Source organism: Micromonospora tulbaghiae (assembly GCF_900091605.1).
GTDB lineage: Bacteria > Actinomycetota > Actinomycetes > Mycobacteriales > Micromonosporaceae > Micromonospora > Micromonospora tulbaghiae.
Map to the genome: position 1 here is coordinate 56,902 of NZ_FMCQ01000012.1, position 15,157 is coordinate 72,058.

The window sequence follows — 15,157 nt, forward strand, 5'->3', positions numbered from 1 at the left end:
GAAGTGAGTCCAATGCGGCACGGAGTCGCGCGTTTCGTCACGGGTTTCCTGGCCCTGCCCGTCGCGCTGTACCTGTTCTACGTGGTGTGGCCGTTCGCCCAGGCGGCGGGGTACTCGCTCACCGACTGGGGTGGGTACTCCGATTCTCAGCGCTTCGTCGGGCTGGACAACTACGTCCGGCTGTTCTCCGACGAGCTGATCCGGAAGGCGTTCTGGCACAACGTGTTCTTCCTGGTCACCGTGCCGCTGTTCACGATCGCGCTGGCCCTGTTCCTCGCGTTCCTGCTCAACGTGGGCGGACGCGAGGACAGGGCCGGCATCCGCGGGGTGTTCGGCTCCGCGATCTACAAGGTCATCTTCTTCTTCCCGCAGGTGCTGTCGCTGGTGGTCATCGCCGTCATGTGGCAGCAGATCTACCGCACCGACGGGCAGGGCCTGATCAACGGCCTGCTCATCAAGATCGGGCTGGTCGACGCGGACAACCCGATCGCCTTCACCGCCGACCCGGAGCCGTTCCTCGGCGTGCCGGCGGTGCTCTGGTGGCTGCTGTTCATCGCGGTGTGGAGCGGCGCCGGCTTCTACATGGTGCTGTTCTCCGCCGCGATGCAGTCGATCCCGAAGGACATCTACGAGGCCGCGATCCTCGACGGCGCGGGCCGGTTCCACACGTTCTTCAAGGTGACGCTGCCGCTGCTGCGGGACAGCATCTCGGTCGCCTGGGTCTATCTGGGCTTCATCGCGCTGGACATGTACGCGCTGGTCTTCGTCATGACGCCCAGCCAGGGCGGGCCGAACCACGCCAGCGAGATCTTCGCCTCGGTGATCCAGTTCAACGCGTTCCAGAAGGGCCAGTTCGGTTACGCCTGCGCGATCGCCGTCGCGCTGGCCATCTTCACCATCCTGCTGGCCGCGCTCCAGCTGAGGATCACCCGCCGTGAGCGGATCGAGTTCTGAGGAGGTCTGGACGATGAGCACTGTGACCCACACCTCCGGCCCGGCCCGGTCCGACACGGCGCCGCCTTCCCGGCCGCCGGCGGACCGGCGCCCGAAGGACGCCGGCAACGGCTTCGGCGGCCGGATCTTCAACGGCTTCTCGCACCTGTTCCTCGCGGTCTGGGCGATCATGGTCGTCTACCCGCTGCTGTGGGTGGTGATGTCGGCGCTCAAGACCGACTCGGAGGTGATCCGCGAGCCGCTGTCGCTGATCCCCGACGCGTTGCAGTGGGACAACTTCGCCCGCGCGTGGACCGCCGGGATCGACAGCTTCTTCCTGAACACGCTGCTCGTGCTCGTGTTCAGCGTGACGCTGACGATGCTGCTGGGCTCGATGGCCGCGTACGCCCTGGCGCGCTACGAGTTCCGCGGCAACCGGCTGATCTACTGGATGTTCCTGTCCGGGCTGACGCTGCCGATCTACCTGGCCGCGGTGCCGCTGTTCAAGGGCGTCTACAACACCGGGGTCAGCCTCCCGCTGCTCGGCCCGAACAAGCACCTCATGCTGATCCTGGTCTACGTGTCCTGGTCGCTGTCGTTCACGATCTTCTTCATGCACTCGTTCTTCCGGACGCTGCCCGACTCGATCGCCGAGGCGGCGCAGGTCGACGGGGCCTCGCACACCCGCACGTTCTTCAGCGTGATGCTGCCCATGGCCAAGCCCGGCCTGATCAGCATCGGCATCTTCAACGTGCTCGGGCAGTGGAACCAGTGGTACCTGCCGACGCTGCTCATGCAGTCGGTCTCCGGCGAGCCGAAGAACCAGGTGATCGCCCAGGGGCTGATCGAGCTGTCGGTCAACCAGGGGTACAAGTCCGACTGGTCCGGGCTTTTTGCCGGCGTCACCATGGCGATGCTTCCGGTGCTGATCGTGTACATCGTCTTCCAGCGCCAGGTGCAGTCCGGCCTCACCGCCGGCGTCGGCAAGTAACGCGCGGGCCCCGGCTCGACGAGCCGGGGCCCCGCGCTGTCGGTGGCACCGGGCAGAATCGCGTCCGTGCTGGTGGCAGTGGTGGCGGACGAGCGGGGCGGCGGCGTGCTGCAACCGCTGCACGCCGACGGCACCCAGGCCGGCCCGGCCGAGGAGGTGGCCGACCTGGCCGCCGCCGTGGCCGCGCGGGAGGCCGCCGGGCACCCCCGCTGGCTCTGGGCCGCCTGGGCCGGCGTCTACCCGGCGCTGCTGCGCGCCGGGGTGCGGCTCGACCGCTGCCACGACGTCGAGCTGACCGAGGCCCTGCTGCTCGGGCACGCGGGCCGCTGGGGTGAGCCCCGCGCGCTGCCCGCCGCCTGGGCCCGGCTGACCGGCGCGCCGGTCCCGCCGGACCCGGCGCCCCGCCCGCCCGAGCCGCCCGGCCACGCCCAGGCCGCGCTCTTCGAGCCGCCGTCGGGCCCGTCCGGTCCGGGCATCACGGCGTTGACCCGGGTGTACGCCGACCAGCTCGCCCGGATCGCCGCGACCACCCACCCCGGCCGGTTCCGGCTGCTGGTGGCCGCCGAGTCGGCGGGCGCGCTGGTGGCCGCCGAGATGGGCGCGGCCGGTCTGCCCTGGCGCGCCGACGTGCACGGCGCGATCCTCGCCGACCTGCTCGGTGAGGCGTCACCGGTCGGCGGGCCGCCGCGCCGGCTGGCCGAGTTGCAGGCGCGGATCGCTGATGCGTTCGGCGTACGCCAGGTGCACGCCGACTCGCCGGCGGAGCTGTTGCGGGCGTTCGCCCGGGCGGGCGTGGAGCTGCCGAACACGCGGGCCTGGGTGCTGCGCGGGGTGGAGCATCCGGCGGCGCCGCTGGTCCTTGAATACAAGGAGCTGTACCGGATCTGGACGGCGCACGGCTGGGCCTGGCGCGACGCCTGGGTGTCCGGCGGCCGGTTCCACCCGGAGTACGTGCCCGGCGGTGTGGTCTCCGGCCGGTGGGCGACCCGGGGCGGTGGGGCGTTGCAGATCCCGAAGGTGATCCGGCAGGCAGTGGTGGCGGACCCGGGCTGGACGTTCGTGGTGGCCGACGCGGGCCAACTCGAACCGCGCGTGCTCGCGGCGGTCTCGGGCGACGAGCGGCTGGCCGCGGCGGGCGGCGCCGGCGACCTCTACGCCGCGCTGGCCCGGGACGCGTTCGCCGGTGACCGGGCGAAGGCCAAGGTGGCCCTGCTCGGGGCGATGTACGGGCAGACCGGCGGGGCGGCCGTGCCGGCCCTGGCGGTGTTGCGGAAGAACTATCCGACCGCGTTCGGCTACGTCGAGGCGGCGGCCCGCACCGGTGAGGCGGGCGGGCTGGTCCGCTCCTGGCTGGGCCGCACCTGCCCGCCGGGGTCGGCGGGGTTCGCCGAGGGGGAGGAGGCGCTGCCCGACGGCGAGGCCGACCCGCACAGCCCGTCGGCCCGGGCGGCGCGCTCACGCGGGCGCTTCACCCGCAACTTCGTCATCCAGGCCACCGCCGCCGAGTGGGCCTCCACGCTGCTGGCCACGCTCCGCACCGAGTTGGCCGGCGCGGAGGCGGAGCTGGTGTTCTTCCAGCACGACGAGGTGGTGGTGCACTGTCCGGCCGGGCAGGCGGCGGCGGTCGCCGAGGCGGTCACCGCCGCCGGTGCGCGGGCCACCCGGCTGCTGTTCGGCGAGACCCCGGTCCGATTCCCGCTCGACCTGTCCACTGTCGACTGCTACGCGGACGCGGCATAGTCACGCAATTTTCCGTTTTGCCCCGCTACCCGCCCCCGGCCGCGCTCGTTGGATCCGGTGTGCGTACGACGGGACGCACCGGGCGGCTGTGCCCGGTCCGTCCCCTGATCGAGGGGGCACCGCTGAACCGGATCGCTGCAATGATCATCGCCGCCGGTGGCGGCCGCCGCATCGGCGGACCCGAAGCGCTGCTGCACCAGGGCGAGAAGCCCCTGGTCAGCCAGATGATCGACACGATGGCCGAGGCGGGCTGCGCACAGGTCGTGGTCGTCCTGGGCGCGGCGGCCGAGCAGGTGCGGCAGACCACCGACCTCAGCGGCGCCACTGTCGTGGTCAACCGCGCCTGGGGCACCGGTGTGGGCTCCTCGATCCGGGCCGGGCTCGCCGCGCTCACCGACGACGACATCGAAGCGGTGGTCGTGGTGCCGGTGGACATGCCCGGCCTCACCACGGCCGCGGTTCGCCGGGTAACCGCCCTGCCGTACCCGGACGTGCTGGTCTGCGCCACCTATGACGGGCTGCGCGGCTACCCGATGCTGTTCGGCCGCCGGCACTGGTCCGGCATCGCCACGCTCGCCAGCGCCGACGTCGGGGCGCGGCCGTACCTGCTGGCGCACAAGGACCAGATCGTCGACATCGCATGCGACTCGGTGGCCGACGGCAGCCGGATCGACAGCCCGGAGCTGATGGCGCTCTACGGCCTGTCCATTCCCGAGCAGCGCGTCGGCGCCTGACGGCCCGAAATCCGGCTGCGCGGCCGGACCTGTCCGGCCTAGGCTCCGGCTTGCCGCCGACGACGGCGGCGGATCGGAGACGGGCAGATGGCGGTTCACCTGTACGCGGTCAGCCTCGACGCGGGCGACCCGCGGCGGCTCGCGCGGTTCTGGTCCGGGGTGCTCGGCCGGGAGATCCTCGACGACCCGCGCGAGGGCGTGGCGCTGGGCCCGGACGCCCACAGCGACTTCCGCATCCGGTTCCTGCCCAGCGATGCGCCGAAGACCGTGCAGAACCGCGTGCACTTCGACCTGACCAGCGCGTCGCCGCAGGCACAGCAGGAGACGGTCGACCGCGCGCTGGCGCTGGGCGGGCGGCACATCGACATCGGCCAGGGCCCGGACGACGACCATGTGGTGCTCGCCGACCCCGAGGGCAACGAGCTCTGCGTCATCGGGGCGGGCAACACCTTCCTCGCCGGCTGCGGCCCGGTTGGCGCGGTCAACTGCGACGGCACGCGGGCCGCCGGCCTCTTCTGGTGCGAGGCGCTGGGCTGGCCGCTGGTCTGGGACCAGGACGAGGAGACCGCGATCCAGTCGCCGCGCGGAGGCGCGAAGGTCACCTGGAGCGGTCCGCCGCTGATGGACCGCGGCGACCGGGACCGCGTACACCTGGACCTGATCGCCACCGGTGACCGGGACGCGGAGATCGACCGGCTGCTCGCACTCGGCGCGACCCGGGTCGGTACGGGCCGGCACGCGCCCGACGACGTGGTGCTGGCCGACCCCGACGGCACCGAGTTCTGCCTGCTGGCACCACGCTGAGGTGGGTGCGGGCGCCAACGGGGAGGGGACAACGTGGGCACCACTGTCGCTCGTCATCTCGTGGGAGCCGCGGCGGCGTGGCTCGTCGTCGTCGCGGAGGCGGTCGCCGGCTACCTCGGGCTGCTGGCGTACGCGCTGGTCACCGGCGCCGACCCGGGCGGCCCGCTGGCCGGCCCGCTGCTGGTGCTGATCGCGGCGTTGCTCGGCGTGGCCGCGCTGCCGCCGCTGTTCGCCCCGGCGGTCGCGCTCGGTGAGGCCGCGGGCCGACGCGGGGCCGGGCCGGCGCGGGGCCGGGCCGGCGCTCGCGTTCGCCGGCCTCGTCGCGGTCGTGCTGCGGGCTGACCTACACCTGGATGTCGAAACGCTGCAGCACCGAAGGGGCGACCAGACCCACCGCGGCCAGCACGGACAGGATCGTCATCGCGGTGCGCAGCACCACCGTCTCGGCCTTGCTGCCGGTACGCAGGGCGATCTTGTTGGGCAGGCCGACCATCGTCCACATCCGGCGTTTGATCGGGATGGGCCAGAGGATCGGCACCCCGGCTCGGGTGATCATGTCGCCCAGGATGTGCACGAAACAGCCCACCCCGACCGCGAGCCCGATCATCGGATAGCCCCGGTCGCCGGGCAGGTTGGCGAACGTGAACCAGGCCGCGGCGGCGGACACCAGCGTCACCACCACCCAGCCGGCGCGCTCGGCCCACTTGTCGAAGAGCCCGCGCAGCGCCAGGCCGATCATGAAGAAGAGGATGCCGACCACCGCCCACTTGCCGTAGTGGGCGCACAGCGCGGTGGTGCCCCAGCCGACGAGCACCGTGAACGGGATGGTGTGGGTCAGCGTGCGGTGCCCGTTGTTGCGGCGCGGATCCTTGCTGAGCTTGGTGGCGTAGTAGACGCCGAGCGAGATCTTCTCCATCACCTCGGCGACGAAGAGGCTGACCACACCGAACGTGCGGGCCACCGTGGCGCCGCCCTGGTTGCGGGTGACCTTCCCGGACAGGTCGAGGTCGGGGAAGAGCGCCCCTCCGGCGCAGACCGCTGTGCCCACCGCCAGCGCCAGCGGTGTCTGGTGGTAGTCCGCGAACTGGGCCATCGCCCAGGAGCCGGTCAGCCACACCGCCGCGCCCGAGAGCGCGTGGGACGGTCCCATCATCTCGGCTCGCCCTTCCCGAAGATCTTGATCCACAAAAGCTACGCCACTGTAGTCAGCCCGTGCGACAGCGGGGCATCAGCCGGACGGTCCACTGGGGAAGGGGTGCCGCGGGCGCCGCCTCAGCCCGCCGTACGGGTGGGCTTGACCGTGCCGAGGCTCGCGCGGATGACGGCGAACTGCTTCGAGGCGGCGCGCCAGTCGGCGTCGGACGTCGTCCAGCCGAGCGTCCAGCCGGCCCGTCCGCCGGGCAGGACGCGCATCGCGTGCATCCGTTCCCCGTACGGCGCGGTCCAGAGGCACTCCCACGCCGCGCCCGGGCCGTCGGACTCCAGCCGGACCCGCAGGTACTCCGGCAGCCGGCCGGCCGAGGTCAGATCCCGCTCGGACGACTTCAGCCGGCCCACCGGATCGCCGCCCGGGTACGGCTCGACGCCCAGGATGCGCCGAGTGGCCGGGTCCTGGAAGCAGGTGGTGTCGCCGGAGCGCAGTTGCAGCCAGCCGGCGGGCAGGGCGATGCGGAAGCCGCCGGTGTCGGCGGGCCAGACCCAGCCGGCCGGAACGGTCACCGGCGGGTCGTCCGGGGGCGGCCCCTTGCGGACCGGCGTGCCGGCCACGTCGGGCCGGACGCAGGGGAACGGCGGAGGCGGCGCGCCCGGCCCGGGCGGGCGGTCCCAGGGGCGGACGACGGCCTCGGTGGAACTGCCCGCCAGCGGCGTCTCGCCGCGGCCGCCGGTGATCGCCAGCGCGGTGCCCACACCCGTCGCCACGGCCAGCAGCACGGCGCCCAGCACCAGTCCCCAGCGGTGCAGCGGGTTCCCGTCACGCGAGGTCAGCGGGGGATCGGCGGGCCTGGGGACCCCGGCGGGCCGGGGCGGGGCGGGATGCACCGCGCCGCTGTCGATCGGCCCGCTGTGGGCGACCGGGGGAGGCTTGGTGACCGGCGCGGCGCCGGGGCCGACGATGTGCACCGGACTGAGGGCATCGGCGCGGGGCGCCGACTTCGGGCCGGCCGGGCTGCCCGGGTCGACGAAGCTGGTGAGGACCGTCGGACCGAGGCTGATCGGACCCGGGCGGGCCGGTGCGCTCCGGGGCCGCTCCGGGGTCGTGTCCGAGGCGCCCTGCTCCGGCTCACCTGTGCGGCCTCGCTCCGGGTCACCGGCGCCGTTCCGCTCCGGGTCACCGGCCCGGGCGCGATCCGGTGGCGCCGCCCGGCCGACCGCAGCCGAGCGACCGACCACACCCGAACCGCCGACAGCGCCCGAGCCGCCGCCCGCACCTGACCCTTCGACCGCACCCGAGCCGCTGTTCGCGTCCGGACGGCGGTTCGCGTCCGGCCGGCCGGGCGGGGACGAGGGAACCTCTGCGTCCACGCGCCCGGCTGCCCCCGAACGGCCGGCCGGGGACGACGGGCTCCCCGCGTCCGCGCGGGTGGCCGGGACAGCGCGGTCGGCCGTACCGGAAGGGCCGGCCGGGTCGGCGGCGCCGGCCGCGTCCCCGGACGGTGGCGCGCGGTCGCCCTCGGCGGGCGGGGCCCATTCGCTGCGCTTGGCCGCCCGGCTCCACGCGCGGGCGGCGGCGGCCGGCGGCATCAGGTCCGGGTAGATGCCGCCCGGAGCCGCCGGGTTCCCCGGTGACGCGGGCTCGTCACCCGCCGGAACGTCGGTGTCGCGGCCGGCGGCCGGCCGCTCGGACGACCCGGCGGGGGCGCGGCCCGCGGAGCCGGCGGCCTCCGCGTCGACCTCCGACACCGCTGCGACGCCGAGCAGGCGGGCCGTCTCGCGGTGACCGAGCCGGGTACGCGGATCGCGCCGCAGCAGCCCGGACAGCACCGGCATCAGCGGGCCGGCGTGCGGGGCCGGGTCGGGCGGCCGGGTGGCGAGCGCGGCGAGCGTGGCCATCGCGGTGCTGCGGGCGTACGGCGAGCGGCCCTCCACCGCGGCGTGCAGCGTGGCGCCCAGCGACCACATGTCCGCCTCGACGCTCGACACGCCCTCGGCGGCCCGCTCCGGGGCCACGTACTGGGGGGAGCCGAGGACCAGGCCGGGCCGGGTCATCGCGCCGTCGCCGCCCTCGAACACGGCCAGCCCGAAGTCGGTGAGCAGCACCCGCCCGTCCCGGGCCAGCAGCACGTTGGCGGGCTTCACGTCCCGGTGCAGCACCCCGGCGTCGTGCGCGGCGCGCAGCGCGGCGAGCACCGACAGGCCGATCTCGGCGGCCCGTCCGGGCGGCAGCGGCCCGTCGCTCTCGATGATCTCCTGGAGCGAGCGGGACGGGACATACTCCATGATCAGCCAGGGTTCGCCCTGGACCCGGACCACGTCGTAGACCCGCACCACGTTGGGGTGGTTGAGGCGCGCGGACGTACGCGCCTCGCGCAGCGTGCGGGCGCGCAGCTCGTCCCGCTCGTTCTCGGCGAGCCAGTTCGGCGGCACGACCTGCTTCACCGCGACCTCGCGCTGCAGCTCCTCGTCGCGTGCCCGCCAGACCTGGCCCATCCCGCCGCGGCCGACCAGTTCGAGCAGGCGGTACCGCCCCGCGATCACTACCTCCCGCACCGCACTCCTCACCGCTGGTCAGTGGTCCACAATAGCCAACGGATCGGACGGTACCTATCGCATGTCAGTGCGTCATGCGCTCAACTTGCCGCTCCGGCGAGCAGGTTGCCCTCCGGGACGGCGATCGGGGACCGGCCGCCGGCCAGCAGGGTGGTGGCCCGGCGGGCCTGGAACGCGTCGTGGTCGCGGCGGGCGGCGGCGTAGCTGCCGGCGGTCCGGGCGGCGATCGCGGACCAGGTGTACCGCCGGCTGACCATGGTCCGGGCCTTGCGCGCCACCCGCCGGGCGAAGACCTCGTCGCCGAGCAGCCGGTCGACGGCGCCGGCCAGCGCGTCCGGATCGCCGTGCGGGAACGTCACCCCGGTCACCCCGGGCTCGACGATCTCGGCCAGCCCGCCGGTACGCGCCACCGCCAGCGGTGCTCCGGCGGCCGCAGCCTCCAGCGCGATCATGCCGAACGGCTCGTAGAGGCTGGGGATCACCGTGGCGTCGGTGGCGGCGAGCACCGCGGGCAGCTGGGTGGCGTCCATGAAGCCGGCGAACCGGACCGTGTCCCCGAGGTGCAGCCGCCGCGCCTGGTCGACCAGCTCGTCCTTGTACGGCCCGTCCCCGGCGATCACCACCCGCAGCCGGGGGTGCCGCTTCGCCAGGTGCGGCACGGCGTGCACCAGGTGCTGCACGCCCTTCTCGTAGACCAGCCGGCCGGCGTACCCGACGAGCGGCCCGCCCGCGGCGAAGCGGGCCCGGGCGGAGGCGACCGCGTGCGGTCGCGCCCGCCAGGCCCGGTCGTCGACGCCGTTGGCGACCACGTCGATGCGCCCGGACGGTACGCCGAACAGCCGGGCCACCTGGTCACGCATGTACCCGGAGCAGGCGATCACCCGGCCGGAGGCGTTGCTCAGCCAGTGCTCGACGCCGTGGATGGTGCGGTTCATCTCCTCGGGCAGCCAGCCCTGGTGCCGGCCGGCTTCGGTGGCGTGGATGGTGGTGACCAGCGGTACGTCCAGGTGCTCGGCCAGCGTCATCGCGGTGTGCGCGACGAGCCAGTCGTGGGCGTGGACGACGTCGTAGGTGCCGGATTCGGTGGCGCGTAGCGCGGCTCGGGTGAGGGTGTGGTTGAAGGCCATGGTCCAGGCCAGCAGCGAGCCGGTGGCGAGGGGGAACGTGACGGGGTCCTCGGCGGCGCGGACGATGCGGACGCCGTCGGCGTACTCCTCCAGCGGGGCGCCCTCGGCGTGGCGGGTGACGACCGTGACCTCGTGCCCGGCGGCGGCCAGGGCCACCGACAGCGCGTGGACGTGGCGGCCGAGGCCACCGACGAGCACCGGCGGGTACTCCCAGGAGAGCAGCAGCACCCGCATGCGCCGGGCGGGCTGGATGTCGATCACTTCGGCGTCAGCTGACACGCGGCCCCCTTTGAGTTGTGGCGTCCCCACCTCAGGCGGCGTCGCCGGTGTCCGGTGGGGTCGCCGCCCATCCTGCCCAGGGGTCGATAACCGGCGGCGACGCGCCGGTTGCCGGTCTGTAACGCGTTACCGGCGCATCCGCCGCGCGCGCAGCAGTTCGGCCACCGACCACGCCTGGAACGGGCATCCGGTGGCCGCGTGCGGTGCCGCGCCCTCGGCGGTCTCGCTCACCGAGCCCAGGCCGTCCTCGGCGAGGTGGCCCACCAGCCCCACCAGCAGGTCGTCGGTGGGCAGCCCGGCCCGCCGGTACGCGTCGAGCAGCGGCCCGGTCAGCCACGGCCAGACCGTGCCCTGGTGGTACGCGGAGTCCCGCTCGGCGGGTCCGCCCCGGTGCCGCCCGGTGAAGCCGGGGGAGTCCGGGGCGAGGCTGCGCGGGCCGAGCGGGGTGAACAGCGCCTCGGTGATCCGGCGCAGTGCGGCCTCGTCCGGCTCCAGCGGGCCGTGCGGCAGGGACCAGGCGAGCAGCTGGTTGGGGCGCAGCAGGTCGTCGTCGTGGTGCGTGGCCCCGCCCAGCGGGTACGCGGGCGCCGGCGCGTCGACCACGTCGTGGAGCCAGCCGGCCGGGGCGGGGAACCGCTCCCGGAACGCGGCGGTGGCCCGGCGGTGCAGGTCGTGCAGCGCGGTGGCGTCGCGTCCGGCCAGCTCGGTCAGCTCGGCGAGCCCGGCCAGCCCGTTGACCCACAGCGCGTTGACCTCGACCGGCTTGCCGGTACGCGGGGTCACCGGCACCCCGTACACCCGGGCGTCCATCCAGGTGAGCGCCACGTCCGGCGGGCCGCCCTGGGCCAGCAGCCCGTCGGCCGGGTCGACGCCGATGCCGTACCGGGTGCCCGCCACGTGCGCCTCGACCACGCCGTGCAGCGCGGGCAGCAGCTCGTCGCCCAGGTCGGTGTCGCCGGTGACCGTGACGTGCCGGTGGACCGCGTGCAGGAACCACAGCGTGGCGTCGACGGTGTTGTACTCGACCCGGCCGGTGTCGGCCGTGTTCGCCAGCATGCCCTCGTTCAGCGTGGCCGCGTACGCCCGCAGCAGGTCCCGGCCCTCGTCGGCCCGGTTCGTGCACAGGAACAGGCCCTCGTAGGAGATCATCGTGTCCCGCGACCAGGCCCCGAACCAGGGGTAGCCGGCGACCACGTCCGGGCCGGTGGCGGTCCGTACCACGAAGGCGTCGGCGGCCAGCGCGAGCGTCGCCTCGACCGCGTCGGCGGGTTTCGCCGCGGCCACCACGGCCCGGCTGCGCCGCCGGGCCGCCTCGACCACGGCGGTCGCCGGTGGCGGCTCCTCGGCCAGGTCGTCCGCCCAGGCCAGCACCGACAGGGTCGCGCCGGGCTCGTCGAGCGCGCCGGTGAACCGGCCCGCGTACCAGAGGTCCTCGTCCGGGTGCAGGCCGCGCTCGGCCTCCACGCGGTGACGCACCCCGTGCCACCACTGGCCCTCCGGGGTCCAGTCCGGCCCGGCCAGGCGGTACGCGCCGTCGACCACCGCGCCGCCGGCCGCCGGTTCCAGCCGGGGCGCCGGGCCGTCGGCGCGCCGCTCGCCGTGCGCGTCGCGCCAGGTGCAGGCCGCCGAGAGGTCCAGCCGCACCGGGCCGCCGGAGATCAGCCGGTGCACCACCGCCACGCAGGAGCGGCCGTACGTCATGGCGATCTCCCGTTCGATCACCACGTCGCCGATGCGCCACCGCCAGCGCGGCACCCCGTCGGCCAGGTCGAAGTGCTCCAGCAGCTCGAAGCCGCGCGGGTCGACCACGCCGGAGGACCACTCGTGCGCGCCGAGGCGGACCTGCCGCCCCGAGGGCAGCGTCACCGCCGGGTCGAGGCTCACGAGTCCCACCTTGCGGGACGCGGGCGTGTCAGCGGCCACCACGAGCAGCCCGTGGTACCGGCGGGTGCGCAGCCCGGCGACGGTGCCCATGGCGTACCCGCCGCGCCCGTCCGTGACCAGCCATTCCCGCGTGGCGGCGGCGGACAGCTCGCCGCAGACCCGCGGCCCGAAACGGATGTCGATCAACTTTCCTCCACCGGCAGCGAGGTGTGACATGCCACGGCGACAATGGCCGCTGTGGAGAAGTACCCCGGCGGCGTCGAAGATGTGCCAGTGATCACCGACCGGTCGACCTCCGCGTCCCCCGACCCCGAGCGGCACCGGCTCGCCCAGGCCGACGCCGGGGAGCAGGACTGGCGCGCATGGGGCCCCTATCTGTCCGAGCGGGCGTGGGGGACGGTACGGGAGGACTACAGCGAGCACGGCACGGCGTGGGACTACTTCCCCCACGACCACGCGCGGTCCCGAGCGTACCGGTGGAACGAGGACGGCATGGCGGGCGTCTGCGACGACCGGCAGACGTTCTGCTTCGCGCTCGCGCTGTGGAACGGGCGCGACCCGATCCTCAAGGAGCGGATGTTCGGCCTCGGCGGCGACGGCGGCAACCACGGCGAGGACGTCAAGGAGTACTGGTGGTACCTCGACAGCACCCCGACGCACTCCTTCATGCGCTGGCGCTACCACTACCCGCAGGCCGCGTTCCCGTACGACGAGCTGGTCGCGGTGAACGCGCTGCGCGGCCGGGACGACACCGAGTACGAGCTGGTCGACACCGGCATCTTCGACGACGACAGGTACTGGGCGGTGACAGTCGACTACGCCAAGGCGTCCCCGACTGACATGTGCGTGCTGGTCACCGTGGCGAACCGGGGCGACGAGGACGCCACCCTGCACGTGCTGCCCACGCTCTGGTTCCGCAACACCTGGGCGTGGGGCCTGCCCGGCACCGACCGGATGCCGAAGCTGGTCGGCGAGGCGGCCGGGGAGCGGGCGGGCGCCCGGCTCGTCGGTGACCACTGGGTGCTCGGCCAGGTCCTGCTGGAGGGCGACGGCGACCCGGTGCCGCTGCTGTGCGACAACGAGACCAACGCCGAGCGGCTGTGGGGGCTGCCCGGGCGGTCCGCGTACCCGAAGGACGGCATCAACGACCACGTCGTGGCCGGCGCGGCCACCGTCAACCCGGACCGCACCGGCACCAAGGGCGCGCTGCACTACGTGCTGGACGTACCGGCCGGTGAGCAGCGGCAGATCCGGCTGCGGCTGACCCGTACCGCGCCGCCGCCGGCCGCCGCGCCACCGGCCCCGGCCGACCTGGGCGACGGGTTCGACACCGTGCTGTGGGCGCGCCGGGCCGAGGCGAACCGGTTCTTCGACAGCGTCATCCCGGCCGCCGCCACCGCCGACGAGGCCCTGGTCGCGCGCCAGGCCATCGCCGGGCTGATGTGGGGCAAGCAGTTCTACCACTTCGACGTGGAGCGCTGGCTGGCCGGCGACCCCGGTTCGGCGCCGCCGCCGGCGGGCCGCCGGCACGGGCGCAACAGCGCCTGGTGGCACATGAACAGCTTCGACGTGATCTCCATGCCGGACCCGTGGGAATACCCCTGGTACGCGGCCTGGGACCTGGCCTTCCACTGCGTCACCATCGCCCGGGTCGACCCGGGCTTCGCCAAGGAGCAGATCCTGCTGCTGCTGCGCGAGTGGTACCTGCACCCCAACGGGCAGATCCCGGCGTACGAGTGGGCGTTCGGGGACGTGAACCCGCCGGTGCACGCCTGGGCGGCGCTGAAGGTTTTCGAGATCGACGGTTCCCGCGACCACGAGTTCCTGGCCCGGGTCATGCACAAGCTGCTGCTCAACTTCACCTGGTGGGTCAACCGCAAGGACACCGGCGGCAACAACGTCTTCGAGGGCGGCTTCCTCGGGCTGGACAACGTCGGCCCGTTCGACCGCTCGGCCGCGCTGCCGGTCGCCGGGACGCTGGAGCAGTCCGACGGCACCGGCTGGATGGCCATGTACGCGCTCAACCTGCTCGACATGGCGATCGTGCTGGCCGAGCACGACCGCGCGTACGTGGACACCGCCACCAAGTTCTTCGAGCACTTCGCGTACATCGCCGCGGCGGCGTACCACCAGGGGCTCTGGGACGCCGAGGACGCGTTCTTCTACGACGTGCTGCGGCTGGCCGACGGCACGAAGGTGCCGCTGAAGGTCCGCTCGGTGGTCGGGCTGCTGCCGCTCGCAGCGGTCACCCGGCTGACCGCCCGGACCATGCGCCGCCTGCCCGAGCTGGGCGCGCGGCTGCGCTGGTTCCTCACCAACCGCCCCGAGTACGCGGAGGTGATCGGCGCCCGCCGGCTCGGGCCGGACGGCCGCCAGCAGCGCCTGCTGTCGATGGTCGCACCGGACCAGGTGGTACGGCTGCTGGCCCGGATGCTCGACACCGACGAGTTCCTCTCCGAGTACGGCCTGCGCACGCTGTCCCGGGCCCACCTGGACAAGCCGTTCACCGTCACGCTCGGCGGGCAGGAGTTCAGCGTCGGCTACGAACCGGCCGAGTCGACCAGCGGCCTGTTCGGCGGCAACTCCAACTGGCGCGGCCCGATCTGGATGCCGACGAACTTCCTGCTGATCAGCGCGCTGCGCGACTACGCCGCGTTCTTCGGCGACGACCTCCAGGTCGAGTACCCGACCCGGTCCGGGGTGAAGCGCACGCTCGACGAGATCGCCGACGACCTGTCCGCGCGGCTGATCTCCCTGTTCACCCGTGACGACTGGGGGCGGCGGCCGATCTACGGCGCCGCGCAGCTGTTCCAGACCCACCCGGACTGGCGCGACCTGATCTGCTTCCCGGAGTACTTCCACGGCGACAACGGCGCCGGCCTGGGCGCCTGGCACCAGACGGGCTGGACCGCGCTGGTCGCCGACCTGATCCTCACCTTGCGTCGCTGACGCGCCTG

General features: G+C 73.8%; 11 protein-coding genes. 7 read left to right on the forward strand and 4 right to left on the reverse strand.

Annotated features, from left to right (window positions below):
- The first annotated feature begins 12 nt into the window (after nt 1-12).
- From GA0070562_RS27810 to GA0070562_RS27835, 6 genes are all read left to right on the forward strand, one after another.
- Nucleotides 13-954, forward strand: coding sequence for a carbohydrate ABC transporter permease (locus GA0070562_RS27810; protein ID WP_091427485.1), 942 nt, complete (start codon nt 13-15; stop codon nt 952-954).
- A gap of 13 nt (nt 955-967) precedes the next feature.
- Nucleotides 968-1,924: a carbohydrate ABC transporter permease gene (locus tag GA0070562_RS27815; RefSeq protein ID WP_091427487.1), complete on the forward strand. Its 957-nt coding sequence runs from the start codon at nt 968-970 to the stop codon at nt 1,922-1,924.
- A 66-nt stretch (nt 1,925-1,990) separates the two neighbouring features.
- Nucleotides 1,991-3,664 (forward strand): bifunctional 3'-5' exonuclease/DNA polymerase, encoded by a 1,674-nt coding sequence (locus GA0070562_RS27820; protein ID WP_372443376.1) that lies wholly within the window; start codon nt 1,991-1,993, stop codon nt 3,662-3,664.
- Nucleotides 3,665-3,804: 140 nt separating this feature from the next.
- Complete coding sequence (locus GA0070562_RS27825; RefSeq protein ID WP_091427489.1) at nt 3,805-4,398, forward strand: nucleotidyltransferase family protein; 594 nt, start codon at nt 3,805-3,807, stop codon at nt 4,396-4,398.
- Nucleotides 4,399-4,485: 87 nt separating this feature from the next.
- The gene (locus GA0070562_RS27830; RefSeq protein ID WP_091427494.1) at nt 4,486-5,202 is read left to right on the forward strand and encodes a VOC family protein; all 717 of its coding nucleotides are present in this window, start codon (nt 4,486-4,488) and stop codon (nt 5,200-5,202) included.
- Between the two features lie 33 nt (nt 5,203-5,235).
- Nucleotides 5,236-5,544, forward strand: coding sequence for a hypothetical protein (locus GA0070562_RS27835; RefSeq protein ID WP_225853162.1), 309 nt, complete (start codon nt 5,236-5,238; stop codon nt 5,542-5,544).
- Nucleotide 5,545: 1 nt separating this feature from the next.
- On the opposite strand, the gene GA0070562_RS27840 is transcribed toward GA0070562_RS27835, so the two are convergent.
- From GA0070562_RS27840 to GA0070562_RS27855, 4 genes are all read right to left on the reverse strand, one after another.
- On the reverse strand, nt 5,546-6,355 hold the full coding sequence (locus GA0070562_RS27840; protein WP_091427497.1) for a metal-dependent hydrolase: 810 nt from the start codon (nt 6,353-6,355) through the stop codon (nt 5,546-5,548).
- A 119-nt stretch (nt 6,356-6,474) separates the two neighbouring features.
- Nucleotides 6,475-8,910 carry a serine/threonine-protein kinase gene (locus tag GA0070562_RS27845; protein ID WP_091427499.1) on the reverse strand — a complete coding sequence of 812 codons (2,436 nt, stop codon included), beginning with the start codon at nt 8,908-8,910 and terminating at the stop codon, nt 6,475-6,477.
- A gap of 80 nt (nt 8,911-8,990) precedes the next feature.
- Nucleotides 8,991-10,316: a glycosyltransferase family 4 protein gene (locus tag GA0070562_RS27850; protein ID WP_175438897.1), complete on the reverse strand. Its 1,326-nt coding sequence runs from the start codon at nt 10,314-10,316 to the stop codon at nt 8,991-8,993.
- A 126-nt stretch (nt 10,317-10,442) separates the two neighbouring features.
- Nucleotides 10,443-12,386 carry an amylo-alpha-1,6-glucosidase gene (locus GA0070562_RS27855; RefSeq protein WP_091427504.1) on the reverse strand — a complete coding sequence of 648 codons (1,944 nt, stop codon included), beginning with the start codon at nt 12,384-12,386 and terminating at the stop codon, nt 10,443-10,445.
- A 42-nt stretch (nt 12,387-12,428) separates the two neighbouring features.
- On the opposite strand from GA0070562_RS27855, the gene GA0070562_RS27860 reads away from it, so the two are divergent.
- Nucleotides 12,429-15,149, forward strand: a complete 2,721-nt coding sequence (locus GA0070562_RS27860) for an MGH1-like glycoside hydrolase domain-containing protein (protein WP_091427506.1) — start codon at nt 12,429-12,431, stop codon at nt 15,147-15,149.
- Nucleotides 15,150-15,157: the final 8 nt, after the last annotated feature.